A 21,872-nucleotide genomic window follows, 5' to 3' on the forward strand; every position below is an offset into this window, starting at 1 on the left:
GCGATGTACAAACCAAAAGCCGGTCTTCCGACGCGCGAGCAGATCCTCGACTTCATCGCCACCTCCGACGTGCCCGCGGGCAAACGCGAGATCGCCAAGGGCTTCGGACTCAGCGCGCAGGACAAGATCGGGCTGAAAGCACTGTTGAAGGACATGGCCGACGAGGGGCTGATCGACAGCGCCCCCGGTCGCGCATTTCACAAGATGGGCGGTATCCCGAAGGTGACGGTGCTGCGGATCGCGGACGTCGACGACGGCGGCAACGTCTGGGCGGTGCCTGAGCGTTGGGAGGCGGAAGGCATCCCGCCGCCACGCCTGCGTGTGCGCGAGCGGAAACGCGGCGCGCTGGGCGTCGGCGAGCGTATCCTCGCACGGACCGAGGAGGCTGGGAACGGCTGGATCGCGCATCCGATGAAGGTGCTCGCGCCCGCGTCCGAGCAGGTGCTGGGCGTGTTGCGCGAGGAGGCGGGGCGGCTGTGGCTGACCGGTGTCGACAAGCGCGAGCGCCGGGAGTTCGCTGTCGCGGATGCTGGCGGTGCGGCGCCGGGCGATCTCGTGCTGGCGGAACTCGCGGGCAAGCCGCCGAAGATCGCCGCGCGCGTCGTGTCGAAGCTGGGCGATCCGTTCGCGGCGCGGAGTTTTTCGCTGATCGCCATCCACAAGCTCGGCATTCCGGACGTGTTCTCGCAGGAGGCGCTGGACGAGGCGGAGCGCGTGTCGAAACTGCCGCTCGGGGAGGGCCGCGAAGATCTCCGCGATCTGCCGATCGTCGCGATCGATCCCGAGGACGCACGCGATCACGACGATGCGGTCTGGGCGGAGGCAGACGATGACCCCTCCAACGCCGGCGGGTGGAAGGCGATCGTCGCGATCGCCGACGTCAGCTTCTACGTGCGGCCGAAATCCGAAGTCGACCGCGAGGCGCGGCGGCGGGGGAACTCGGTGTATTTTCCCGACCGCGTGGTGCCGATGCTGCCCGAGATCCTGTCGGCGGAAGTGTGTTCGCTGAAGGAAGGCGCGGACCGGGCGGCGCTCGCGTGCCATTTGCGGATCGGCAAGGACGGTTCGCTGAAGTCCTGGCGGTTTACGCGGGCGGTGGTGCGGATCGCGGCGAACCTGGCGTATGAAGAGGCGCAGGCGATCATTGACGCTTCCTCCGCTCCCGTAGACGAGAGGGGGGAGATGCTGGCGGTGCTGCAGCCCCTATGGGCCTGTTGGCACGCCCTCGCGAAGGCGCGAGACGCCCGCGCGCCGCTCGATCTCGACCTGCCTGAACGCCGTGTCGTGCTCGACGAGCAGGGGCGGATCATGTCCGTCTCCCCGCGCGAACGGCTCGACGCGCACCGGCTGATCGAGGATTACATGATCGCCGCCAACGTCGCTGCCGCCAAGGCGCTGGAGGCGAAGAAGGCGCCGGTCATGTACCGCATCCACGAACCGCCAAGCCGCGAGAAGCTGGCGGCGCTGAAGGATTATCTCGAGACGTTCGACGTGCCGTTCGCACTGGGGCAGGTCGTCCGCCCGGCGACGTTCAACCATATCATCGAGCGGATCGGCGATGCGGATTTCCGTCCGCAGGTGATGGAGCAGATTCTCCGCACCCAGACCCAGGCTTATTACGCGCCCGGCAATCACGGGCATTTCGGGCTCAGCCTCGGCAGTTACGCGCATTTCACCTCGCCGATCCGACGCTATGCCGATCTGCTCGTCCACCGCTCGCTCGTCTCGGCGTACGGGCTCGGCGAGGGCGGGTTGCCGGCGGACGATGCGGACAACATGGAGTCGGTCGGCGAGATCATCAGCCGGCTGGAACGCCGCGCGATGGAGGCCGAGCGCGACACGACCGACCGCTACGTCGCGGCGTTCCTGTCCGAGCGTGTCGGCCAGGTGATGGACGTGCGGATCACCGGCGTCACCAATTTCGGCTTCTTCGCAACGGTCGAGGGGATCGGCGGCGATGGCCTGATGCCGGTGCGCGATCTGGGCGGCGAATATTTCCGCTTTGACGAAGGCGCGCGGACGCTGACCGGCAAGCATAGCGGCGACGTCTTCGCGCAGGGTCAGACGCTCGAACTGCGGCTGGCGGAGGCGAACCCGGTGTCAGGTGCGCTGCGGTTCGAGATGCCCGAGGGCAAGGGGGCCGCTCGCCCCCCGCGCGATGGTCGCAAACCGGTGCGCGAGATCAAGCGGCGCGGGCGCCCGGCGAACATCCGTCACCAGGGCAAGCGGCGTTAGGATTTGCGCAAGCCCCCCGCGCTATGCGACGCGTTCGCCGGGGAGATGGGCATGTGGGGACTTGGGCTAGGGCGATCGCGACGGCGGATCGTCAACGATTTCGTCGCTGCGGCGGCGACCTCGCCCGATCGTGCGATTTTATACGTTGCGAAGGATGCGCGGACGTTCCGGCGGCTATGCGCCTATGGTGCGATCGTCGGCAACGGCGCGGGGCGCTATCACCTCGATGCCCGCAAGCTTGGAGCGTTTCGCGGGGCGGTGCGTCGGCGAGCCGCGGCGATTGCTACGTCGGGAGTGGTCGCGAGCGCGGCTGCGGCGGCCACGGTCTTTGCGCTTGCCGAATAGGCTTATGCCCGACACGCGCCGTGCGCCGGCCGATCCGACGATGGAAACGCGCCCCCACCGGATTCGCGGAACGATCGCGCCGTTGTTCCTGGCACGCCACGCAATCGGTCCGGACGACGTGATCGGGTTCGTGCCACGCGGTCCACGCGAGCGTGCTACCTTCGAAAAGTTACGCCGCGAGGGCATCGTCCGACAAACCGCCCCCGGCCGCTTCTATTTCGACCTTGCCGCACATCATGCCGCTGCCGAGCGTCGCAACCGGTTCCTGGTGCCGATCGCGATCCTGCTTTCGGTGACCATCGCAGGGACCGCGACTCTGTTCTTCCGCGGCTGATCAGCCTGCGGTGAAGGTAAGGCCCGCCTTCGCCACGAGCCGGTCGCGCAGTTTCGCACCCATTAAAGCCCCCGGCGTCCAGATCCCGCCATCGCCCTGCACGTCCTGCACCAAGCATAATGCCGCTTCGGCGATCATCTTGCTGGTCGAGCCATAGCCGGGATCGCGGTCACCGGTGACGACTACGTCGATCCGCTCGCCGTCGGGCATGATGCCCGCGAAGAATAGGTCGTAATGGCCGGCATCGCGCTCCTCCTTCGACGGGCCTTCGCCGGGTTTGGGCCCCTTTTCGCCCGAGAACGGATTGAACCTGGCGATCGCTTCCGCCGCGACCTTGCCGAGATCGCCCAATCCGGCGACCATCATCTCGTCGTAGACGAAGTCCGCACCATAGGCCTCGCCGAGCAGGAAATTGGTGCGGTGAACGTTCTTGGTGTTGATCGGCGCCATCACGAACGGCGCGACCCACGCGGAGATGGTCGTGTCGTATTCGGGGAGCAGCCCGGTCGGTTGATGCGGCCCGTGGAAGCCGGGGGTCAGCGCGAAGGGACTGGTCAGCAGCTTGACGATACCGGGATCGCGCGCGGCGGCGGCAAGCGTCGCCTTGAGGCTCGCCGCGGTGCCGCCGGAGAACGTCCCCTGCATTTTCCGCACGCGACCTTTGACGCGAGGCGCAGGGACGCCGTATCTGGCCTTCGCCGCTTCCTGCAATGTCAGTACGCCGAGATCGAACGGGATCGAGTCGAACCCGCACGAGAAGACGATCCGCGCGCCGGTCCGCGTCGCCTCGCCCTCGTGCGCGTCGATCATGTGGCGCATCCATGCCGGCTCACCGCACAGGTCGACATAGCCGGTGCCGGTCGGAGCGCAGGCGGCAACGAGGTTCGAGCCGTACAGCTGATACGGACCCACCGTGGAAACGACGACGGTGGCGCGTTCGGCCATCACGCGCAGGCTGGCTGGGTCATCGGAGTCCGCGGTGATCAGCGCTGTATCGGCTGGCGCGCCGATGAGGTCGCGGACCTCTTGCAGCTTCGACAGCGAGCGCCCCGCCATCGCCCACCGAACGCCGGTAGGATATGTCTGGACGATATATTCGGCGACGAGCCGCCCGGTGAACCCGGTCGCGCCATAGATGACGATGTCAAAGTCACGCATGTCCGTCTCCTCTTTTGCCGCCAAGTTTGCGCGCGGGGCTGTGCTATCGCAAGCGAAACGCTCGCACGGAGGATGCCTCGCCAAGTAGGCGTCGATCTGCGACTGTTGGCACATGGCATCCGATCCGAAAACCGTGGCGTTCATCGTCGACCAGCTCGCTGGCGCCGGCGACGTCTCCGCAAAGCCGATGTTCGGCGAATACGGGCTCTATTGCGATGGCAAAATGGTCGGCTTGATCTGTGACGACCAGTTGTTCGTGAAGCCGACCCCAGGCGGGCGCGCGTTTGCGGGAACAATCGACGAAGCGCCGCCCTATCCCGGCGCGAAGCCGTGCCTGCTGGTCGACGCCGATCGGTGGGACGATGCGGACTGGCTGACGGACCTCGTCCGGATATCGACTGCGGAACTGCCTGTGCCGAAGCCGAAGAAGGCGAAGGGCCAGAAGGGCTAGGACGCCGCTCGTTCTCAAACGCGTGCACCTCCCCGGCGAAGGCCGGGGCCCAGGTGGTGAGGCCGCGGTAACGGCGCGCAGCCGTCGTCATCGACGTTTCCCAACTGGACCCCGGCCTCCGCCGGGGAGGTGCTTGCTGGTCGGGTAAGATTACCTACCTAGTCCCGGGGAAACGGAGCGCTTGTGGACTGTCGCGACCTAAACGCCTTGTCGGCGATCGCGCCTAAGCCGCCTCGTTGAACTGCAGGCTCGCCAGCCGCGCGTAGAGACCGCTGTTGGTCATCAGCGAACCGTGCGACCCTTCCTCGACGATCTGCCCGTCGTTCATCACGATGATCCGCTCCGCCGCGCGCACGGTGGCGAGGCGGTGCGCGATGACCAGCGTGGTACGGTTCGCCATCAGTCGTTCGAGCGCTTCCTGCACCAGCCGCTCGCTCTCGGCATCGAGCGCGCTCGTCGCTTCGTCGAGCAGCAGGATCGGCGCATCGCGGAGCAGGGCGCGGGCGATCGTCACGCGCTGGCGCTGGCCGCCGGACAACCGTGCGCCGCCTTCGCCGAGGAACGTGTCCAAGCCCTCGGGCAGCTTGCGCAGGAACTCGGCGGCGTTGGCGGCTTCGGCGGCGGCCCAGAGCTGGTTGTCGGTCGCGGACCAGTCGCCGTAGCGGAGATTGTCGCGGGCCGAGGCGCCGAAGATGATCGTCTCCTGCGGGACCATCGCGATGCGGGCGCGGACTTCCGCCGGGTCGGCGTCGCGCAGGTCGATGCCGTCGAGCGTCACGCGGCCGGCGTCGGGGTCGTAGAAGCGCTGGACCAGTTGGAACAAGGTTGTCTTGCCCGCACCGGAGGGACCGACGACCGCGACCGTCTCGCCCGGCTTCACGTCGAGCGAGAAGCCGTTGAGCGCGGCGACGTCGCGGCGCGTCGGGTAGTGGAACTGCACCCCCTCGAACGCGAGCGCGCCACGCGGTGGCTGCGGCAGCGCGACCGGGTTGGCGGGCGCGGCGATCTCGGGCTTTTCGCGCAAGAGTTCGGACAGGCGCCCGGCCGCACCGGCGCCGCGCAGCAGGTCGCCGTACACTTCGGTCAGCGCGCCGAACGCGCCCGCGACGATCCCTCCGGTCAGGACGAACGCGGCGATCGCGCCACCGCTGATGCGGCCGGCGGCGACGTCGATCGCGCCTTCCCACAGGACCAATGTGATCGATCCGAAGACGAGGCCGATCACGATTGCTGTCATCACGGCGCGGAGCATGATCCGTGCTCGAGCGGCTGCGAAGGTCGCGCTGACTGCGTCTGAGAAGCGGATTGCCTCGCGGTCTTCCTGCCCGAACGCCTGCACGACCTTCATCGCGCCGAGCGTCTCGGTGGCGATCGAACCGACGTCAGCGACCCGGTCCTGCGAGGTGCGCGAGTAATTGCGGACGCGTTTGCCGAGCAGCGCGATCGGCAGGATGATCAGCGGGATGCCGATCATCAGCATGCCCGCGAGTTTCGGGGAGATCGCGAACAGGTAGATCAGCCCGCCAATCCCGGTGAAGGTGTTGCGCAGCGCGATCGAGACCGTGCTGCCGACTACCTGTTCGATCAGCGCGGTATCCGAAGTGAGGCGCGAGGCGATCTCGGACGGGCGGTTCTCCTCGAAGAAGCGCGGTGTCAGGCGGAGCAGGTGGCGCTGGACGTTGGTGCGGATGTCCGCGACGACGCGCTCGCCAAGCCACGAAACGTAATAGAAGCGGACCGCGGTCGCGAGTGCGAGGACTACGACGATCATCAGCAGGTAATGGAACGAAGCGCCGACAGACCCGCTTTCGCCCGGGCCGAAGCCGCGATCGATTACGCGCTTGAACCCGTATGGGATGCCGATCGTCGCCGCCGACGTTGTCAGCAGGGCCAAGCAGGCGAACGCGATCTGGTGGGGATAGTTGGCGGCGTGGCGCCACACCATCGCGAGATCGCCGATCCGGCGGGACGTCTTTTCTTCGGGTATCGGCTTGGCCATGCGCGCGACCTAGCAGTGGCGGGGGTGGCGCTCAACGAGAACCGCGCGTTCTGAAGAGCGCCGATCCCGTCGCGCGGAGCCGAGTGTCGATCGATCGCGCGTTGCACTGCGGCAAAATTGCGTTACCACCGTGCAAAGCCCGATGAGGCGAGAGGATACCGCATGCTCTACGATGCCTATGAATTCCAGCGTTCGATGATGGCCGGCGCCAGCAAGATGGCGAGCTTCGGCGCGGATATGCTCAACAATCCGGCAAACCCGTTCGCCTATTTGGGCGGCGGCACGGTGGTCGCATCGGCGCTCGAAGTGTTCGCACACGCGAATGCAACGCGGGGGAAGCCGGCGTTCGGGCTCGACACGACGACGATCGACGGCCGCGAGGTCGCGGTGCGCGAGGAGATCGTGTTGCGGAAGGATTTCGGGCAGCTGAAGCGCTTCGTGCGTGATGGCGTCGACGGCGGTCCGAAGCTGCTGATCGTGGCGCCGATGTCGGGGCATTACGCGACTCTGCTGCGCGGTACGGTAGAGCGGATGCTGCCGTTCGCCGACGTCTATATCACCGACTGGCGCGATGCGCGCAGCGTGCCGGTGTCGGCGGGGCGGTTCGATCTCGACGACTATATCGATTATCTGATCGCATTCCTCGAGCAGATCGGTCCGAACGAAGGGCAGGGGGGCACGCACATGCTGGCCGTCTGCCAACCCTCGGTCCCCTGCTACGCCGCCGTCGCGCTGATGAGTGCGGACAAGAACCCGTGCCGTCCCAAGACGCTGACGATGATGGGCGGTCCGGTCGATACGCGCGAGGCGCCGACCGCGGTGAACACGCTGGCGACCGAGCGGCCGCATGCATGGTTCGAGCAGAACGTCATCGCGACCGTGCCGGGCAATTATCCGGGTGCGGGGCGGAAGGTGTATCCGGGATTCCTGCAGCTTGCCGGGTTCATGTCGATGAATCTGGGCAACCACATGGTCTCGCATTGGGAAATGTATAAGCATCTCGTTCAGGGCGATGGCGAGAGCGCGTCGCAGAGCCAGGATTTCTACGAGGAATACCGCTCGGTCTGCGACATGACCGCGGAATTCTATCTCCAGACGATCGACGTCGTGTTCCAGAACCATGCGCTGCCGCGGGGGATCATGACGCATCGTGGTCGGCTGGTAGATCCGGCCGCGATCACCGACATTGGCCTGCTCGCGGTCGAGGGTGAGCGCGACGACATCTCGGGGTTGGGGCAGACGAAGGCGGCGCTGACGCTGGCGACTGCGCTACCCGACGAGAAGAAGCGTTACCTCATGGCGGAAGGTGCTGGCCATTACGGCATCTTCAACGGTACGCGCTGGCGGGAGAAGATCGCGCCGGTAGTGGAAGAGTTCATCACCGCGAACGGGTAAGAAAATGGGCAGCCCAGTACGGGCTGCCCATAGCTGGCTCAGGCGATCGAGTTCACCACCGCGTGGCTGCTCGACTCGTCCGAACGGATCGTGCCGCCGAACAGCATCTTGAGGCGGCCGCCGACTGAGATATCGGTTTCCCAAAGCTCGGCGCTGTCGATGTCGAAGCGCAGAAGCGTCAGGTTGGGATCTTCCTTGCCGCCCGGAAACCAGGCCTCGACCTGATTGTTCCAGAGCTTGTCGATCTGGGCGCGGTCGTTCGACGTCGAGACGTCGCCCGCCATGCAGGTGAAGAAATCATGGCCCTTGCCGACGAACTGCGCCATCGCCGCGCCGCCCTTGGCGATGCGGTTGTCGCGGCCGGCGAAGAAAAACAGCGTGTTGGGCTGATCGTCGTCGATCTGCGCGGTCATCGGCTCGGAATGCTGGCCGTCATGCAGGCCGATCATCACGAACGGGCTGGCCTTCAGCTTCTCGATGAACTTCGCTGCGACTTCCTGCGGGGTATCCTTGTCGGCCATCGTCATTCTCCTCTTGGCTTGGATTGCCACTGAGAACGGGCGGGGCGGAGGTTGGTTGCGCGTACCGTTACGCGATGCCGCTTGGTGAAAGCGTGTGGAGGGCGCCATGATAGCGATGGCAGTAGTTCTGCTGCCGAACCAAGAAAGGTAAGGTGTATGCAGCTTGCCGATCTGTGCCTCATCCTCGGCATGCTCTTCGCCTTCGCGACATTAGTCGTGAAGATCATCGAAGTGTCACGCAAAGGCTAGGTGCACGGGAGGGGCTCGATCTAGCAGTCGAGTCCCAAACGTATTGAGCCCCGGCCGCTAGCACGACCGAGGCTCAGACAAGAAAGGCGGTGTATGCAACGCCGGTACAGTACATGCGCTACACCGGCGTGGATTTCAAGGTCACAGCACTTCGAACAACCCGGCTGCGCCCATGCCGCCGCCGACGCACATCGTGACGACAACATACTTCGCACCGCGACGCTTGCCTTCGATCAGCGCGTGGCCGGTCGCGCGGGCGCCGGTCATGCCGTAGGGGTGGCCGATCGAGATCGCGCCGCCGCTGACGTTGAGCAGCTCGTCGGGGATGCCAAGGTTGTCGCGGCAGTACAGGACCTGCACCGCGAACGCCTCGTTCAGCTCCCACAGACCGATATCGTCCATCTTGAGGCCGAAGCGCTTGAGCAGCTTGGGGATCGCCACGACCGGGCCGATGCCCATCTCGTCGGGTTCGGTGCCGCCGACTGCCATGCCGACATAGCGACCGAGCGGCTGGAGACCGCGCTGCGAGGCGATCTTCTCTTCCATCAACACCGACGACGACGAGCCGTCCGACAGCTGCGATGCGTTGCCCGCGGTGATGGTGAAGTCGGGACCCATGACTGGCTTGAGCGACTGGAGCCCTTCCAGCGTGGTGTCGGCGCGGTTGCCCTCGTCCTTGGTAATCGTCACGTCCTTGTACGTGGCTTCCTTCGTCTCCTTGTTGACGATGGCCATGTTGGCATCGACTGGCACGATTTCGGCGTCGAAATAGCCGGCGGCCTGCGCTGCGGCGGTGCGCTGCTGCGACTGGAGCGCGTAGGCGTCCATCGCATCGCGGCTGATGCCGTAGCGCTTGGCGACGACCTCGGCGGTCTGCAGCATCGGCATGTAGACGTCCTTGTGCATCGCGATCAGCTGGGGATCGGGGGCCACGCGCATCTGCGGGGTCTGGACGAGGCTGATGCTCTCGACGCCGCCGCCGATCGTGATGTCCATGTTGTCGGTGATGATCTGCTTGGCGGCGGTGGCGATCGCCATCAGGCCGGAGGCGCATTGGCGGTCGACCGACATGCCCGAGACGGTGACGGGGAGGCCGGCACGCAGCAGCGACGTGCGGGCGATGTTGCCGGCCTGGTGACCCTGCTGGAGCGCACAACCGAAGACAACGTCGTCGACTTCCGCGCTGTCGATCCCGGCACGCTCGACCGCGGCCTTGATCGAATGCGAGGCGAGCGTGGGGGCCGGGGTGTTGTTGAAGCCGCCGCGATAGGCGCGGCCGATCGGGGTGCGGGCGGTGGAGACGATGACGGCTGAACGCATGATGTTATCCTTATCTGCTGCCTTCCCGCTTGCGGGAGGGGTTGGGGGAGGGGGTGGCCCAAGCGGCCGGCGCAATCGCGGCTATCTCGGACCCTGCCCTGACCCCTCCCGCAAGCGGGAGGGGAATTAGTTTAGACGAAGACCTGGCTGATCCATTCGGCGATCAGCGCGGGCTTTTCCTGGCCTTCGATCTCGACGGAGAAGGCGTTGGTCTGCTGCCACTGGCCGGGGCGCTTTTCGTCGAACGAGAGCAGCTTGAACCGCCCGCGTACCTTCGAGCCCGAGCGGACGGGCGTGAGGAAACGGACGGAGTTACCGCCGTAATTGACGCCCATCTTGGCACCCTCGATGGTCGGCGCGTCGGGGACTTTCGACGACAGCAGCGGCATCAGCGACAGCGTCAGGAAGCCGTGCGCGATCGTGCCGCCAAAGGGAGTCTGCGCCGCGCGTGCGGGATCGATGTGAATGAACTGGTGGTCGCCGGTCGCGTCGGCGAACTTGTCGATCATGGCCTGCGTGACCTCGACCCAGTCGGACACCGTTTCGGTGCCGACGCGGCCCTGCATCTCGGTGGTGGTGATCGTCGCCACGGCATTCCCCTTCTGGTTGGCACTGAGCGCTGGTGCGTCTCTAAGCGCGTCGGCAAGGCTCCTGCAAGCCTCGGCCAACCTAAAAGTAGAAAAACCCGTAATTGCTAAGGTGCGGGTGCGAACCCGATATTCTAAACCTCGGTGCGTGCTGGTCTGCCTTCGGGATACGGCATCACGACCGAGCCATCCGGGGCGGCCATCATATTCACCTGAGTTGGGAAGGCGATCTCGATCTTTTCGTCGTTGAAGCGCTTCAGGATCGCGATGCCGACTGCGGTGCGACCATCGTAGAAGCTCGCGTAATCGGGGCCCTTGCTGTCGAACTGGACCTCGAAATCGAGGCTCGACGCGCCGAAGCCGGTGAAGCCGGCGCGGGTGAAGATCTTGTCGTTGGCTTCGACGATCTCCTTGAGCATCGTGGGGATGCGCGAGCAGACTTCCGGGGGCGTCGAATAGGTGACGCCGATGACGAACTTCGCACGGCGGTGGTTGCGCTGCGTGTTGTTGAGGATCTCCTTGTTGAGGAGGTTCTTGTTCGAAATCACGCGCTCCTCGCCGTCGATGCCGCGGATGCGCGTCGATTTGAGGCCGATCGCCTCGACGCTGCCCGAAGCGGTGTCGTAGCTAATCGAGTCACCGCGGCGGAATGGGCGGTCGAAGATGATCGCGAGCGCGGCGAACAGGTCGGCGAAGATGCCCTGCGCGGCGAGGCCGATCGCGATGCCGCCGACGCCGAGGCCCGCGACGAGGCCGGTGACGTTGACGCCAAGATTGTCGAGCACCACCACCAGTGCGACTGCGAACACCACGAACGTGACGAGCAGGCGGATCAGGCCCATCGCCGAAAGTAGGGCTTCACCCGAATAATGTTCGGACTGGGTGCGGTGCTCGATCGCGCCGAGGATGATCTCGCGGACCCAGACAGCGGCCTGGAACACCGCGGCGACGGTGAAGAGGAAGTTGATCGTCGTCGCGACTTCGCCGGGGGCGGCGGAGTATCCGTCGACCAGCTTGGCGGCCAGCATGACGATGAAGAAATTGCCGGTGCGGGCGATCGCCTTGCCGACGACGATGCCCCAGCCGTTGAGCGCGCGCGGGCGTTCGCAGAGCTTGCTGCCGAAGCGGCGCGCGGTGTGGAGGACGATGACGATGACCGCGCCGATCCCGAAGGCGATCAGGATCTGGAGCCAATAGGCCTGGACCCAGGCGACGCTGGCGGTGACGAAGCCCTGCGCCTGGTCGCCGACGTCGCCCGCGTCGAAGATCGGTTGCTTGGCGGCGGCAGTGGTATTGGTCATGGAGATACTCGTCAGGCCGCTTTTGCGATGGTTGCAACGGCGGGCGTGCCGGCTTCGAGGAAGGTGATCAGGCCACATTCCTCGCGGCTCATGTAACGCTTGGCGCGGGGGAGGCGGAGCGCCTTGCGGAAAGTTGATTGGCCAGTTTTGACCAGCGCGATCAGCGACGGGTGGACGTAGCTTTTTCGTGCGATCGCGTGGGTGTTGCCGAGGCGGGCTACAACGGGTTCGAGCATCGTCTTGAGGCTGAGGTCGCGCTCGGCCGACGCGAGTGCCTCGAACGCGGCGACGCTGGCGGCCCAGGTACGGAAATTCTTGGCGGTGAAATCGGTGCCGGTGACGTCGCGGATGTAGCAGTTGACGTCGGTCGAGGTGACCGGGTGCGCGATGCCGGCATCGTCGAGCCATGCGAACAGATGCTGTTCGTCGAGGTCTTGGCATTTCTTGACGAAGCTGCTGAGCGAGCGGTCGGTGATCCTGAGCGTCCGCATCTTGCCGGACTTGCCCTTGTACTGGAGCTTCAGCGTCGACCCCTTCACCTCGCCGTGGCGCTTGCGCAGCGTGGTGGCGCCAAAGCTCTCGTTCGCTTCGGCATAGGCTTCGTTGCCGATGCGGATGTGGCCGCCGTCGAGCAGGCGGATGACCGCGGCGACCGCGCGTTCACGGGTCAGCGAGCGCTTGCGGAGATCAGCTTCGACCGCCTTGCGAATCTTGGGGAGCGCGTGGCCGAAATCGGCGCAGCGTTCGTACTTTGCCGCCTCCTGCGCCTCGCGGAAACCGAGGTGATAACGATATTGCTTGCGCCCCTTCTCGTCCCAGCCGACCGCCTGGATATGGCCGTTGGGCTTGGGGCAAAACCAGGCGTCGCGGTAGGCGGGGGGCAGGCCAACCGCGTTCAGCCGGTCGATCTCGTCGCGGTCGGTGATGCGTTCGCCCTTGGCATCCCAATAGCCCCAGCCGTTCCGCATCTTCTTGCGGGTGATGCCGGGCTTGGAGTCGTCGGAATACACGATCTTGATGGGCAATGCGGTGGTCCCTTGGGGCGGTATAATTCTGGCTGTCTTTGGAAATGTTCGGGAACGCGCATCGTTCCGGAACGACGGGCGCGGCGCGGTGTTGAGGGGGCACGGGATTTCACTGGAGACATGACATGGCCGATCTTTCCCAAGCTCGCGTATTGATGCTCGCTGCCGATGGTTTCGAGACCGTCGAACTGTTCGAACCGCGCAAAGCGCTGGAGGCGGCGGGCGCGAAAGTAACGCTCGCGTCGATCAAGACCGACCCGATCCAGGGCATGAAGGGCGACATCAACAAGGCCGAAACGGCGACGCCCGACCTGACGCTCGACGAGGTCGATACCGACGATTACGACGCGCTGGTGCTGCCGGGCGGCGTCGCCAACCCGGACACGATGCGCCAGCAGGAGCGCGCGATCGAGATCATCACCGAGTTCATGGAAGACGGGAAGATCATCGCCGCGATCTGCCATGCGCCGTGGCTGCTGGCCGAGGCGGACGTGATCGACGGTCGCCGCGTAACGAGCTTCCCGTCGATCCGCACGGACCTGGAGAATGCGGGCGCGGATGTGGTGGACGAGGAGGTTGTCGTGGACGGCAATTTGATTACCAGCCGCAAGCCCGACGATATCCCCGCGTTCAACAAGGCGATCATCGCGGCGCTGGAAGAGGAACTGGCTGACGAGCCGGTCGACTGACCTGTTCTCCCCCCGCCTGCGGGGGGGGTAGGGGGGGAGTGGGTGTCGACCTTTATGGCCGCCCCTCCCCCGACCCCTTCCGCATGCGGGAGGGGAGCCTGTTGAGCCAGCGTTGGGCCGGGCGTTCTATCAGATGGTAGAGAGCCATCGAAGCTAGCAGGACCAAGCCGAGGTAGAGCGCGATCATAGCTGGCGAGACGGCGGTCGCGTTGCTCACGAACGCCAGCTTGAACGCCTTCCACAGGATGAAATGGCTGAGATACGTCGCGTAGCTGATCTCGCCGAGGTAATGCGTCATACGCGTTTCGAACGGATTGTGCGCTCGGCCTGCCGTTAACGCCAACAGCAGCAGGGTGGCAGCGAAGAGCGCGGGGACGATCAGCGTTTCGGGCGTTCCCATGGCCCAAAGCGCCGTCAGCGCCACGACAGCCAAGGCCACGTACGGAGAAACCCCAGTGCCCCGCCAGCGCATCCACAGCGCGCAGACGATGCCACCGGTGGTGAATTCGGTCAAACACCGCAGAAGCCCGTAGCGCGGGATGTCCGTGCCGAGCGTTGGCGCGGCCATCGCCAGATGCAGGACGAGCAACGTGGCCGCTGCGATCGCTATCAGTAAAAGGGTGTGCAGACGGCGCCAGTCGACAACCATAACCAACAGCGGAAACAGCAGGTACGCGGCCAGTTCCGCGCTGATCGACCAGGCCGGGTCGTTCCAGCTGAGGTGTTGCGTGAAGCCCCAGTTCTGGAGCAGCAGGATATGCAGCGGCAGTTCGGGGAAGACGAATTGCGGGTCGCTGCGACCGGTCGCGCGCAACACCAGCGCGAGCGCGACGGCACCGCCAAGCACGACGAGATGCAGCGGCCAGATCCTAGCGATGCGCTTCTGCAGGAACCGGGACACGCTCGCGATGCCGCCGACCCGGATGCGCGCGTTCCATGTCAGCCAGATCACGAACCCCGACAGCAGGAAGAAGAAGTCGACCGCGAGGTAGCCCTTGGCCAAGATGGCCTGCAGCACCGATGGCAGTCCGCCGATCGATAGCCGAAGGTGGTAGAGGACGACGAACCATGCGGCGAGTCCCCGGACCCCGGTCAGTGCGCGCAGTTCGTCGCCGGGCGCCCGGTCGATCACGCTGGCGACGGCACTTCGCGTCGCATCGAGCGGAACGCCTGTTCGCTGCGCTTGCGCGACAGATAGGTGTCCAGCCCGATCTGCGCGCCGATCAGCATGTAGATGAACGGCTGGAACGCGATCGCAATAAACGCCGCGCCGAGCAGATACACGAGATGGCCGCTCTGCAACGCCGCGGCGAGGGGGCTTGCCCATGCAAACTCCCCCTCCGCATGGCGGTAGCGGCGGCGCAACGTCTCCATGCGGACGACGCCGATCAGGTTGATCGCGAGCCAAAGCGCGAGCCCGAAATAGCCTTGTTCGCCGAGCATTTCGAAATAGGCGCTGTGATACGCACGCGCCTTGTCGATCTCTACCCGCGGGGCCGCCGCAGCCCCTGCACCTGCGCCTGCGACGCTCTTCAGGTCGTAGCGGATATGGTTGCCGCGATACGCCTCGAAGCCGCCGCCGAACGGATGCGTCTTGGCGTAGTCGATCGTCCATTTCCACACCGCCAACCGCGTCGATGCGGACTCGTCGGCGTCATAGGTCTTGATGGTGTTCATCCGGTCGGTGAACGTCGACGGCAGGAAAGGGATCGCCGCTACGCCCAGCACGCCCAGCATCGCCAGATACGCGACCTTGCGCTTCACGTTGCGGATCGACAGCAACGCGAGCAGGCCGATGCACAGGAGTCCGGTACGGGTCGAGGTGCCGACCGGGATCAGCAGGCAGGCGAACACCAGCGCCAGGCAGAATCCCTTCACCCGCCAGTCGGGTTTGAAGATCGTGCCGTGGTGCATGAACCAGAAGATGATAGGGATGATCGCCACCGCGACCGCGCTGATCGTGCTGCCTTCGTACAATCCCGAATTATTGTCGACCATGAGGTTCAGCTGCCCATAGCCGCCACCGCCGCTCGCAAGCGTCTTGATCCCGCCGACGATGATGATCGACGAGGCCGACAGGATCATGAACAGCAGCAGCGATTCGATCCGCAGGCGGGTGCGCAGCGTCAGCGGCAGGAAGGCCGCGAAGATCAGCGCCTTCCACACCCAGTCCCATTTCTCCTGGGCCTCGACGGCGAATTCGGCGCCCATCGTCGTCGCCCAGCAATAGAGCAGCAGCAGCACGATCAGGACCTGGCGCGCGCCGACCCGCGTATCGCGCTTGTCGTCCGCCACCATCCAGCCGCCGACCGCGAGCGCGACCGCGATCAGCGAGATCGGCACGGTGTTCAGCAGCAGATAGGTCAGCCGCTGCGGCGAGACGATGTCGATGTAGACATAGACCAGCACCAGCAGGAACGGCCGCTTGAATCCCATCCCGAAGAACGCGACGAGGAAGGCGATGAACGCAAGATCACGCACGGGGGGGGCGCTTCTTGCCGGACTTGTCCCGGGGGAGATGGTCGTGCGGGCTGGCCTCTCGATCGAGGTCCGGCCGGCGGAGCAGCAGGAATGCGGCGAGCATCATCAGCCCGTGGCTGAGGCCGAGCGCGAGATTGTCGATCATTGGTTCGGCCTCCCTTCGCCAACGGTCTGTAGTTACAGCCGGTTGACGCGCCGTTAAGCGATGACGTGGCAAGCGGATAGCACGATGCGCATTCTCCATATCCTCGATCACGGCCTGCCGTTGCAGAGCGGCTACACTTTCCGCACCCGTGCCATCCTGAAGGCACAGGAGGCGCTCGGCTGGACCGTCGCCGCCGTTACCGGGCAGCGGCATGGCGCCGCGCAGGCTTCGGTCGAGACGGTCGACGGGCTGACCTTCTACCGCACCGCGGGCGCCATGCGGTCGGGACCGATCGGCGAACTCGCCGGGATCGCGACGTTCGCACGGCGGATCGAGGCGGCGGTCGATGCCTTCAAGCCCGATATCCTCCATGCGCATTCGCCCGTTATCGATGCGCTCGCCGCGCTGATCGTCTCGCGGAAGCGCAAACTGCCGTTGGTTTATGAGATCCGCGCGTTCTGGGAGGATGCCGCGGTCGGCAACAAGACGGGCACGGAGGGATCGTTGCGCTATCGTGCAACGCGGATGCTCGAGACCTTCGCGGTCGGGCGCGCGGACGGTGTCGCGGTGATCTGCGAGGGATTGCGCGGCGATCTGATCGCGCGGGGAATCGATGCGGACAAGATCATGGTGTCGCCCAACGGCGTCGATCTCGACCTGTTCGGCACCGCGCCGCCGCGTGACGACGCGCTTGCCGCGGACTTGGGTCTCGACGGGACCGACGTCGTCGGGTTCATCGGCAGTTTCTACGATTACGAAGGGCTCGACGACCTGATCGCGGCGATGCCCGCGCTCGTCGCGGCGCGGCCGCGCGCACGGCTGTTGATGGTCGGCGGCGGGCCGATGGAGGCCGCGCTTCGGGCACACGCCGCGGCATCGCCGGTCGCCGACGCGATCCGCTTCATCGGCCGCGTGCCGCATACCGAGGTCGAGCGCTATTACGGGCTGGTCGACATCCTGGCCTATCCACGCAAGCGCATGCGGCTGACCGATCTCGTCACGCCGCTCAAACCGCTCGAGGCGATGGCGCAGGGGCGGCTGGTGGCTGCGTCGGATGTCGGCGGGCACCGCGAACTGATCCGCGACGGCGATACCGGGACGCTGTTTCCGCCCGACGATCCGCCGGCGATCGCGGCTGCGCTGGCGACGATGTTCGCGGATCGCTCCGGCTGGGACGAACGGCGTGCACGCGGGCGCGCTTTCGTGCAGGATGAGCGTAACTGGTCGTCAAACATTCTGCGGTATGAACCGGTCTACCAGCGGCTGATCGCGGCCGCAGCACGGGAAAACTGATGGTCGCCTTTGTCCGCCAAACTCTGATGCGCGCGTTGCCGCTGTATGGCGCGGTGGCGGGTGGCTTGATCACCGCCGTCACGGTCCTGTTGCTGTCGACCGACGCGCTGGAAACCCTGGTCTGGACCACCGGGGTGGCCGCACTGGTGCCGGCCGCCGCGCCGCCGCTGGGCTCGACGGCGCGCGTGCTGCTCGCGCTGGGCGGCGGGGTGCTGGTCGCAGCGGTGCTGTGGTCGTCGCTGTTTCTGCTGTTCGGACCTGGCGGACTGCTCGCGAGGCGGGCGCCGCGCGAGGACGGCGTCCCGGTGATCCGCCGCGCCGACGCGCATCCCGATGCGCCGCCGCGCAAGCCGATGTCGGCAGCCGATCTGGGCACGCCGATGATGGAAGTGGGCGTCGGCACGGCGACGCGCGACGAACGGGCGATTCCGGTCGATCTCGATCTGCCGCTTGCTGCGTTCGATCCGAAGGCGATCCTGCCGGTGCCGATGGCGCCGGTGCGCCCGGTATCGCCGCTGGTGCAGGCGACGATCGCCGCGCCGGTGATCGAGGCGTCGCCGACGGCCGAGCCGGATACGTTCGTGACTGCGCCCGCGCCACCGCCTGCGCCGCCACCGCCCGCCCCGCCACCGTCCGCCCCGCCACCGCCCGCGCGCGTCGTCGATGCTGCGCGCGAGATCACGCCCGAGCCGAGTGCGCCTACGCCGATCTCCCGACCGGCACGCGCACCGGCCGAGCCGAGCGTGCCACCGACGATCGAGACGTTGTTGCAGCGGCTCGAGCAGGGCGCGTTGCGAAGCGGGCGTATCGGCAAGCACTGAACGCGCCGCGTCGGGATCGCCCGACCCCACCGGGGCGCCGTGTTCCAATGACGGCGTACCCGATACCGCTGAAAGCGCTGTTTCTCGTCCCGCGGCTCTGATACCCATGCCTCGAAAACTATAACGAGGAGGGATCATGGCGGGTGCCGAAACCATCGTGGGCGAGCCGGAAAAAGGCGCGTCGCGCTACGCCTGGTACGTGCTGTCGATCCTGTTCCTCGTCTATGTGCTGAATTTCGTCGACCGGCAGATCATCTCGATCCTGGCGGAGGATATCAAGCGCGACCTGGGGCTCAAGGACCAGGATCTCGGGTTCCTGTATGGCACCGCTTTCGGCGTGTTCTATTCGCTGTTCGGCATTCCGCTCGGGCGGCTGGCGGACAATTGGCACCGCGTCAGACTGATGACGATCGGCCTGTCGCTGTGGTCGGTGATGACCGCGCTGTCGGGATTTTCGAAGACCGGCGGGCATCTTGCCGCCGCGCGGATCGGCGTCGGGATCGGCGAGGCGACGGCGAGTCCGTCGGCGTATTCGATCATCTCCGATTATTTTCCCAAGCGGCTGCGCGCCACCGCTTTGTCGATCTATTCCGCGGGGCTGTACGTGGGCGGCGGCTGTTCGTTGTTTATCGGCGGCCTGATCGTGCAGGGTTGGAACAAGGCTTATCCTGGCGGCGGACCGCTCGGGCTGGTCGGCTGGCAGGCGGCGTTCATGGCGGTCGGCGTGCCGGGGCTGTTGCTGGCGGTGTGGATCGCGACGTTGAAGGAGCCGATCCGTGGGCTGGTCGAGGGTTTGCCCGAGCCGGAAAAGCATCCGGCGCCGTTCCGCGCGTTCGGGGCCGAGCTGGTAACGATCGTGCCGCCGCTGACCTTGATCGGTGCGGCGATGGGAGGGGCGCGGGCGCTCGGATATAACCTTGTTGCGCTCGCGGTGGTGGTCGCGGCGGTGTCGGGGCTGGTCGCTGCGGGCGAGCCCTGGCCGCAATGGGTGGCGATCGGGATCGGCGTGTATGCGGTGTTCTCGTGGGCGTCGGCGCTGAAGCGGCGCGATCCGCCGACCTTTGCGCTGATCGTCGGTACGCCGGCGTTCCTGTGCACGGTGGTAGCTTACGGGCTGAACGCGTTCCTGAGCTATGCCGCGAGTTTCTGGGCGGCGCCCTATGCGTTGCGCGAGCTGGGTGCGACGCCGGCGTCGGCGGGGTTCATGATCGGCAGCCTCGGCGCGACCGCGGGTTTTCTGGGGCTGACGATCGGCGGCGTGGTGTCGGACCGGTTGCGGCAGCGCAATCCGGCGGGGCGATTGTGGGTGGTGATCTTCGGCGCGGTGGTGCCGGTACCGTTCCTGATCCTTGCCTTCACCGCATCGTCGCCGACCGCGTTCTATACCGGGATATTCCTGGCGCAGTTGACCGCATCGTGTGCGCTCGGCGCGGCGGCGGCGACGACGCAGGACATGGTGTTGCCGCGGATGCGGGGGACGGCGACGGCGACGTTCTTCATCGGGACGACGCTGATCGGGCTGGCGCTGGGGCCGTACATGGCGGGGCGGGTGTCGACGCTGACCGGGAGCTTGTCGATCGGGATGCTGTCGTTGCTGGTGGTGACGCCGATCACGTTGGTTTGTGCGGTGGCGGCGTACCGGCTGGCGCCAGGGGCCGAGGCTACGCGGGAGGAGCGGGCAAGGGCGGCTGGGGAGGCGGTGTGAGCGCCCCCATTGAGCCTATCCCGGCTACCCTCTTCCGTTCGTGCTGAGCGAAGTCGAAGCACCTACGCTTGGGGCATGCCCTTCGACTTCGCTCAGGGCGAACGGGGGCAGAGCGCGGGCGGCTGGGGATGGGTTTTGAATTTCCTCCGCCGCTAGGGGGAGGTGTCGCCGCAGGTGACGGAGGGGGAAGGCACGGAACAGAGGTTTCCCTCTCCTCCCCCTCCGTCTGGCAAGTGCCAGCCGCCTCCCCCTGGCGGGGAGGATCGAGCGGTTCGAGGTTCGTCGCTGGAGCCACTCTTTTGTTGTTCGTCCTGTGTAGCCGTGGAGTAGCTGCGTGAGCATCGGATGGCGATGGCGTATCGAAGGAGAGGTTGGCACTCTGGACCTCTGTTTCGATACGAGCCCTCGATACGCTTCTTCGAAGCTACTCGGTCTCTACTCAGCACGAACGGGGACAGGGGGGCAGGGGGGGCGGGATGCGTACTCATGCCGTCACCCCAGACTTGGTCCGAGGTCCACTGTTCCGGGAGCTCACGGCTTTCGAGTTTGCGGGACCGTAGATGCCGGAACGAGCCCGGCATGACGGCGAGGGGGGACGGGTGCGATGCTTGAACGAGCGCCCGCTGGCGCTCGTTCAAGGCTCCGTCCGCAGCTTACCCCGCCTGGAACACCCCGCAGGCGATCCGTCCACCGCTGTTGCCGGACGGATCGGTCATCAGGTCGTCGGGACCCGCGTGCACCACGAACGCCGAGCCGTCGGTGTCCATCAGGCCCGCCATCGTCGCGCCGGGGATGGTGATGCCGATCGTGCCGCGGCCATCGGTACCGATCACGAGGTTGGGCAGGTCGCCTTCGTGCGGGCCCTGCGGGTTCATGCTGCCGTGCTTCATGTTGGTCGGGTTCCAGTGCCCGCCCGCGGTCGTGAAGTCCGGCGCGTCGCAGCGGCCGACCATGTGGATGTGCGCGCCGTGCGTGCCGGGGGGCATCGCCTTGGCGTCGAGCGTGAAGCGGAGGCCGCCCGCGACTTCGGTGGCGGTGGCGCGGCCGACGTCGGTGCCGGTCGCGGTCTGGAGCGTCGCGGTGGCGCGCTGGCCGCCGGATACAGGTGCGCCGGTCTCCATGCCGGTCTTCTCGCAGGCGGTCAGCCCGATCGTTGCCGCGCCGAGCAGTGCCAGTGTTGCAATCCGCATAATGTCTCTCCCTGTTAATACTCTGGCGAACCCTCCGCCGCGCGTCAGGTTCCAAGCGCCCAGCGTGCGACCGGTTCGTACGTCGCGCCGTCGCGGCCGAGATGGCTCTGGTACAGTATGAGATGGGGTAGCGGGAAGGGCGCGCTCGACAGCGCGGCATGCGTCGCGAGCCAGTCTTCGATGGCGAACCCGACACCGGCCGATCGCGCCAGCCGCGCGACGGTGATGTGCGGGAGATAGGCGCGGTGTTCGGGCGGGAGGCCGGCGCGAACGCATGCCTGGTCGACCTTGCGGTGGAGCGCGGCAAGCGCCTCGTGCGGCGTCACGCCGGCCCAGAGCGTATCGGTCCGCCCGCGCTTCTCGAAGCGGCCGACTCCGGTGAGCGACACTCGTGGTGCTGGCGCGACGATCTGGCTCAAAGCGACGGCGACGTCCTCCGCGACCGGTCGTTCGACCTCGCCGATGAAGCGGAGCGTCACGTGCAACTGTTCCTCGTCCTGCCAGCGTGCGGACGGGACGCCCTCCATTATGTCGAGCAAGCTCTGACGGATAGCGGGCGGCGGGCGGAGGGCGACGAAAAGGCGGATCATGGATTGCGGCAGGTTAACCGCGAACCACCATGCCGATG

Annotated in this window: 21 protein-coding genes; 9 read left to right on the plus strand and 12 right to left on the minus strand. The window is 66.1% G+C overall.

What is annotated here, in order from left to right; genetic code table 11:
• Nucleotides 1–3 precede the first annotated feature (3 nt).
• From rnr to O6Y00_RS07105, 3 genes are read left to right on the plus strand one after another with little or no spacing between them, the layout of a single operon-like run.
• Entirely contained in the window at nt 4–2,235 is a 2,232-nt protein-coding gene (gene rnr / locus O6Y00_RS07095) for a ribonuclease R (protein WP_353441907.1), read from the plus strand.
• A 3-nt stretch (nt 2,236–2,238) separates the two neighbouring features.
• Entirely contained in the window at nt 2,239–2,580 is a 342-nt protein-coding gene (locus O6Y00_RS07100; RefSeq protein ID WP_353441909.1) for a hypothetical protein, read from the plus strand.
• On the plus strand, nt 2,570–2,914 hold the full coding sequence (locus O6Y00_RS07105) for a hypothetical protein (RefSeq protein ID WP_353441910.1): 345 nt from the start codon (nt 2,570–2,572) through the stop codon (nt 2,912–2,914). The genes O6Y00_RS07100 and O6Y00_RS07105 overlap by 11 nt, the downstream gene beginning before the upstream one ends.
• On the opposite strand, the gene O6Y00_RS07110 is transcribed toward O6Y00_RS07105, so the two are convergent.
• Complete coding sequence (locus O6Y00_RS07110) at nt 2,915–4,072, minus strand: saccharopine dehydrogenase family protein (RefSeq protein WP_353441911.1); 1,158 nt, start codon at nt 4,070–4,072, stop codon at nt 2,915–2,917. It lies immediately after the preceding gene.
• A gap of 112 nt (nt 4,073–4,184) precedes the next feature.
• Between O6Y00_RS07110 and O6Y00_RS07115 the strand changes: the two genes are divergently transcribed.
• Complete coding sequence (locus O6Y00_RS07115) at nt 4,185–4,523, plus strand: TfoX/Sxy family protein (protein ID WP_353441913.1); 339 nt, start codon at nt 4,185–4,187, stop codon at nt 4,521–4,523.
• A 223-nt stretch (nt 4,524–4,746) separates the two neighbouring features.
• On the opposite strand, the gene O6Y00_RS07120 is transcribed toward O6Y00_RS07115, so the two are convergent.
• On the minus strand, nt 4,747–6,522 hold the full coding sequence (locus O6Y00_RS07120) for an ABC transporter transmembrane domain-containing protein (protein ID WP_353441914.1): 1,776 nt from the start codon (nt 6,520–6,522) through the stop codon (nt 4,747–4,749).
• A gap of 162 nt (nt 6,523–6,684) precedes the next feature.
• Here O6Y00_RS07120 and O6Y00_RS07125 point away from each other — a divergent pair, with 162 nt between their 5' ends.
• Nucleotides 6,685–7,917, plus strand: coding sequence for a polyhydroxyalkanoate depolymerase (locus O6Y00_RS07125; protein WP_353441915.1), 1,233 nt, complete (start codon nt 6,685–6,687; stop codon nt 7,915–7,917).
• Between the two features lie 38 nt (nt 7,918–7,955).
• Here O6Y00_RS07125 and O6Y00_RS07130 read toward each other — a convergent pair whose 3' ends face one another.
• From O6Y00_RS07130 to O6Y00_RS07150, 5 genes are all read right to left on the minus strand, one after another.
• A complete protein-coding gene (locus O6Y00_RS07130) occupies nt 7,956–8,438 on the minus strand; it encodes a pyridoxamine 5'-phosphate oxidase family protein (RefSeq protein WP_353441916.1) in 483 nt (160 codons plus the stop codon).
• A 390-nt stretch (nt 8,439–8,828) separates the two neighbouring features.
• Complete coding sequence (locus tag O6Y00_RS07135) at nt 8,829–10,007, minus strand: acetyl-CoA C-acyltransferase (RefSeq protein WP_353441917.1); 1,179 nt, start codon at nt 10,005–10,007, stop codon at nt 8,829–8,831.
• Between the two features lie 131 nt (nt 10,008–10,138).
• The gene (locus O6Y00_RS07140) at nt 10,139–10,573 is read right to left on the minus strand and encodes a MaoC family dehydratase (RefSeq protein WP_435368603.1); all 435 of its coding nucleotides are present in this window, start codon (nt 10,571–10,573) and stop codon (nt 10,139–10,141) included.
• A gap of 155 nt (nt 10,574–10,728) precedes the next feature.
• Entirely contained in the window at nt 10,729–11,895 is a 1,167-nt protein-coding gene (locus O6Y00_RS07145; protein ID WP_353441919.1) for a mechanosensitive ion channel family protein, read from the minus strand.
• A gap of 11 nt (nt 11,896–11,906) precedes the next feature.
• Nucleotides 11,907–12,863 carry a DNA topoisomerase IB gene (locus O6Y00_RS07150; RefSeq protein ID WP_353442244.1) on the minus strand — a complete coding sequence of 319 codons (957 nt, stop codon included), beginning with the start codon at nt 12,861–12,863 and terminating at the stop codon, nt 11,907–11,909.
• Nucleotides 12,864–13,045: 182 nt separating this feature from the next.
• On the opposite strand from O6Y00_RS07150, the gene O6Y00_RS07155 reads away from it, so the two are divergent.
• Nucleotides 13,046–13,609 carry a type 1 glutamine amidotransferase domain-containing protein gene (locus O6Y00_RS07155; protein ID WP_107961722.1) on the plus strand — a complete coding sequence of 188 codons (564 nt, stop codon included), beginning with the start codon at nt 13,046–13,048 and terminating at the stop codon, nt 13,607–13,609.
• Nucleotides 13,610–13,661: 52 nt separating this feature from the next.
• On the opposite strand, the gene O6Y00_RS07160 is transcribed toward O6Y00_RS07155, so the two are convergent.
• From O6Y00_RS07160 to O6Y00_RS07170, 3 genes are read right to left on the minus strand one after another with little or no spacing between them, the layout of a single operon-like run.
• Nucleotides 13,662–14,741 (minus strand): acyltransferase family protein, encoded by a 1,080-nt coding sequence (locus O6Y00_RS07160; RefSeq protein WP_353441920.1) that lies wholly within the window; start codon nt 14,739–14,741, stop codon nt 13,662–13,664.
• Nucleotides 14,738–16,090 (minus strand): putative O-glycosylation ligase, exosortase A system-associated, encoded by a 1,353-nt coding sequence (locus tag O6Y00_RS07165; protein ID WP_353441921.1) that lies wholly within the window; start codon nt 16,088–16,090, stop codon nt 14,738–14,740. Before O6Y00_RS07165 ends, O6Y00_RS07160 begins: the two co-directional genes overlap by 4 nt.
• Nucleotides 16,083–16,235 carry a hypothetical protein gene (locus O6Y00_RS07170; RefSeq protein ID WP_353441922.1) on the minus strand — a complete coding sequence of 51 codons (153 nt, stop codon included), beginning with the start codon at nt 16,233–16,235 and terminating at the stop codon, nt 16,083–16,085. Before O6Y00_RS07170 ends, O6Y00_RS07165 begins: the two co-directional genes overlap by 8 nt.
• A gap of 84 nt (nt 16,236–16,319) precedes the next feature.
• Between O6Y00_RS07170 and O6Y00_RS07175 the strand changes: the two genes are divergently transcribed.
• The 3 genes from O6Y00_RS07175 (at nt 16,320) to O6Y00_RS07185 (ending at nt 20,054) form a co-directional block, all read left to right on the plus strand.
• Complete coding sequence (locus tag O6Y00_RS07175; protein ID WP_353441923.1) at nt 16,320–17,528, plus strand: TIGR04063 family PEP-CTERM/XrtA system glycosyltransferase; 1,209 nt, start codon at nt 16,320–16,322, stop codon at nt 17,526–17,528.
• Nucleotides 17,528–18,349 carry a hypothetical protein gene (locus tag O6Y00_RS07180; RefSeq protein WP_353441924.1) on the plus strand — a complete coding sequence of 274 codons (822 nt, stop codon included), beginning with the start codon at nt 17,528–17,530 and terminating at the stop codon, nt 18,347–18,349. The genes O6Y00_RS07175 and O6Y00_RS07180 overlap by 1 nt, the downstream gene beginning before the upstream one ends.
• 136 nt (nt 18,350–18,485) lie before the next feature.
• A complete protein-coding gene (locus O6Y00_RS07185; RefSeq protein ID WP_353441926.1) occupies nt 18,486–20,054 on the plus strand; it encodes a spinster family MFS transporter in 1,569 nt (522 codons plus the stop codon).
• A gap of 653 nt (nt 20,055–20,707) precedes the next feature.
• Here the strand turns inward: O6Y00_RS07185 and O6Y00_RS07190 are convergent.
• On the minus strand, nt 20,708–21,244 hold the full coding sequence (locus tag O6Y00_RS07190) for a superoxide dismutase family protein (protein WP_353441927.1): 537 nt from the start codon (nt 21,242–21,244) through the stop codon (nt 20,708–20,710).
• A 44-nt stretch (nt 21,245–21,288) separates the two neighbouring features.
• Nucleotides 21,289–21,834 carry an RNA 2',3'-cyclic phosphodiesterase gene (thpR, locus tag O6Y00_RS07195; RefSeq protein ID WP_353441928.1) on the minus strand — a complete coding sequence of 182 codons (546 nt, stop codon included), beginning with the start codon at nt 21,832–21,834 and terminating at the stop codon, nt 21,289–21,291.
• Nucleotides 21,835–21,872: the final 38 nt, after the last annotated feature.

It is taken from the genome of Sphingomonas faeni (assembly GCF_040407565.1).
Lineage (GTDB): Bacteria > Pseudomonadota > Alphaproteobacteria > Sphingomonadales > Sphingomonadaceae > Sphingomonas > Sphingomonas faeni_F.

Excerpts from the sequence above, each read along its gene's own strand:
- rnr (WP_353441907.1), top strand. The coding sequence starts at position 4 with ATGTACAAACCAAAAGCCGGTCTTCCGACGCGCGAGCAGATCCTCGAC.
- O6Y00_RS07125 (WP_353441915.1), top strand. The coding sequence starts at position 6,685 with ATGCTCTACGATGCCTATGAATTCCAGCGTTCGATGATGGCCGGCGCC.
- O6Y00_RS07155 (WP_107961722.1), top strand. The coding sequence starts at position 13,046 with ATGGCCGATCTTTCCCAAGCTCGCGTATTGATGCTCGCTGCCGATGGT.
- O6Y00_RS07130 (WP_353441916.1), bottom strand. The coding sequence starts at position 8,438 with ATGGCCGACAAGGATACCCCGCAGGAAGTCGCAGCGAAGTTCATCGAG.
- O6Y00_RS07135 (WP_353441917.1), bottom strand. The coding sequence starts at position 10,007 with ATGCGTTCAGCCGTCATCGTCTCCACCGCCCGCACCCCGATCGGCCGC.
- O6Y00_RS07120 (WP_353441914.1), bottom strand. The coding sequence starts at position 6,522 with ATGGCCAAGCCGATACCCGAAGAAAAGACGTCCCGCCGGATCGGCGAT.
- O6Y00_RS07180 (WP_353441924.1), top strand. The coding sequence starts at position 17,528 with ATGGTCGCCTTTGTCCGCCAAACTCTGATGCGCGCGTTGCCGCTGTAT.
- O6Y00_RS07145 (WP_353441919.1), bottom strand. The coding sequence starts at position 11,895 with ATGACCAATACCACTGCCGCCGCCAAGCAACCGATCTTCGACGCGGGC.
- O6Y00_RS07190 (WP_353441927.1), bottom strand. The coding sequence starts at position 21,244 with ATGCGGATTGCAACACTGGCACTGCTCGGCGCGGCAACGATCGGGCTG.
- O6Y00_RS07140 (WP_435368603.1), bottom strand. The coding sequence starts at position 10,573 with ATGCAGGGCCGCGTCGGCACCGAAACGGTGTCCGACTGGGTCGAGGTC.
- O6Y00_RS07110 (WP_353441911.1), bottom strand. The coding sequence starts at position 4,072 with ATGCGTGACTTTGACATCGTCATCTATGGCGCGACCGGGTTCACCGGG.
- O6Y00_RS07175 (WP_353441923.1), top strand. The coding sequence starts at position 16,320 with ATGCGCATTCTCCATATCCTCGATCACGGCCTGCCGTTGCAGAGCGGC.
- O6Y00_RS07115 (WP_353441913.1), top strand. The coding sequence starts at position 4,185 with ATGGCATCCGATCCGAAAACCGTGGCGTTCATCGTCGACCAGCTCGCT.
- O6Y00_RS07170 (WP_353441922.1), bottom strand. The coding sequence starts at position 16,235 with ATGATCGACAATCTCGCGCTCGGCCTCAGCCACGGGCTGATGATGCTC.
- thpR (WP_353441928.1), bottom strand. The coding sequence starts at position 21,834 with ATGATCCGCCTTTTCGTCGCCCTCCGCCCGCCGCCCGCTATCCGTCAG.
- O6Y00_RS07150 (WP_353442244.1), bottom strand. The coding sequence starts at position 12,863 with ATGCGGAACGGCTGGGGCTATTGGGATGCCAAGGGCGAACGCATCACC.
- O6Y00_RS07185 (WP_353441926.1), top strand. The coding sequence starts at position 18,486 with ATGGCGGGTGCCGAAACCATCGTGGGCGAGCCGGAAAAAGGCGCGTCG.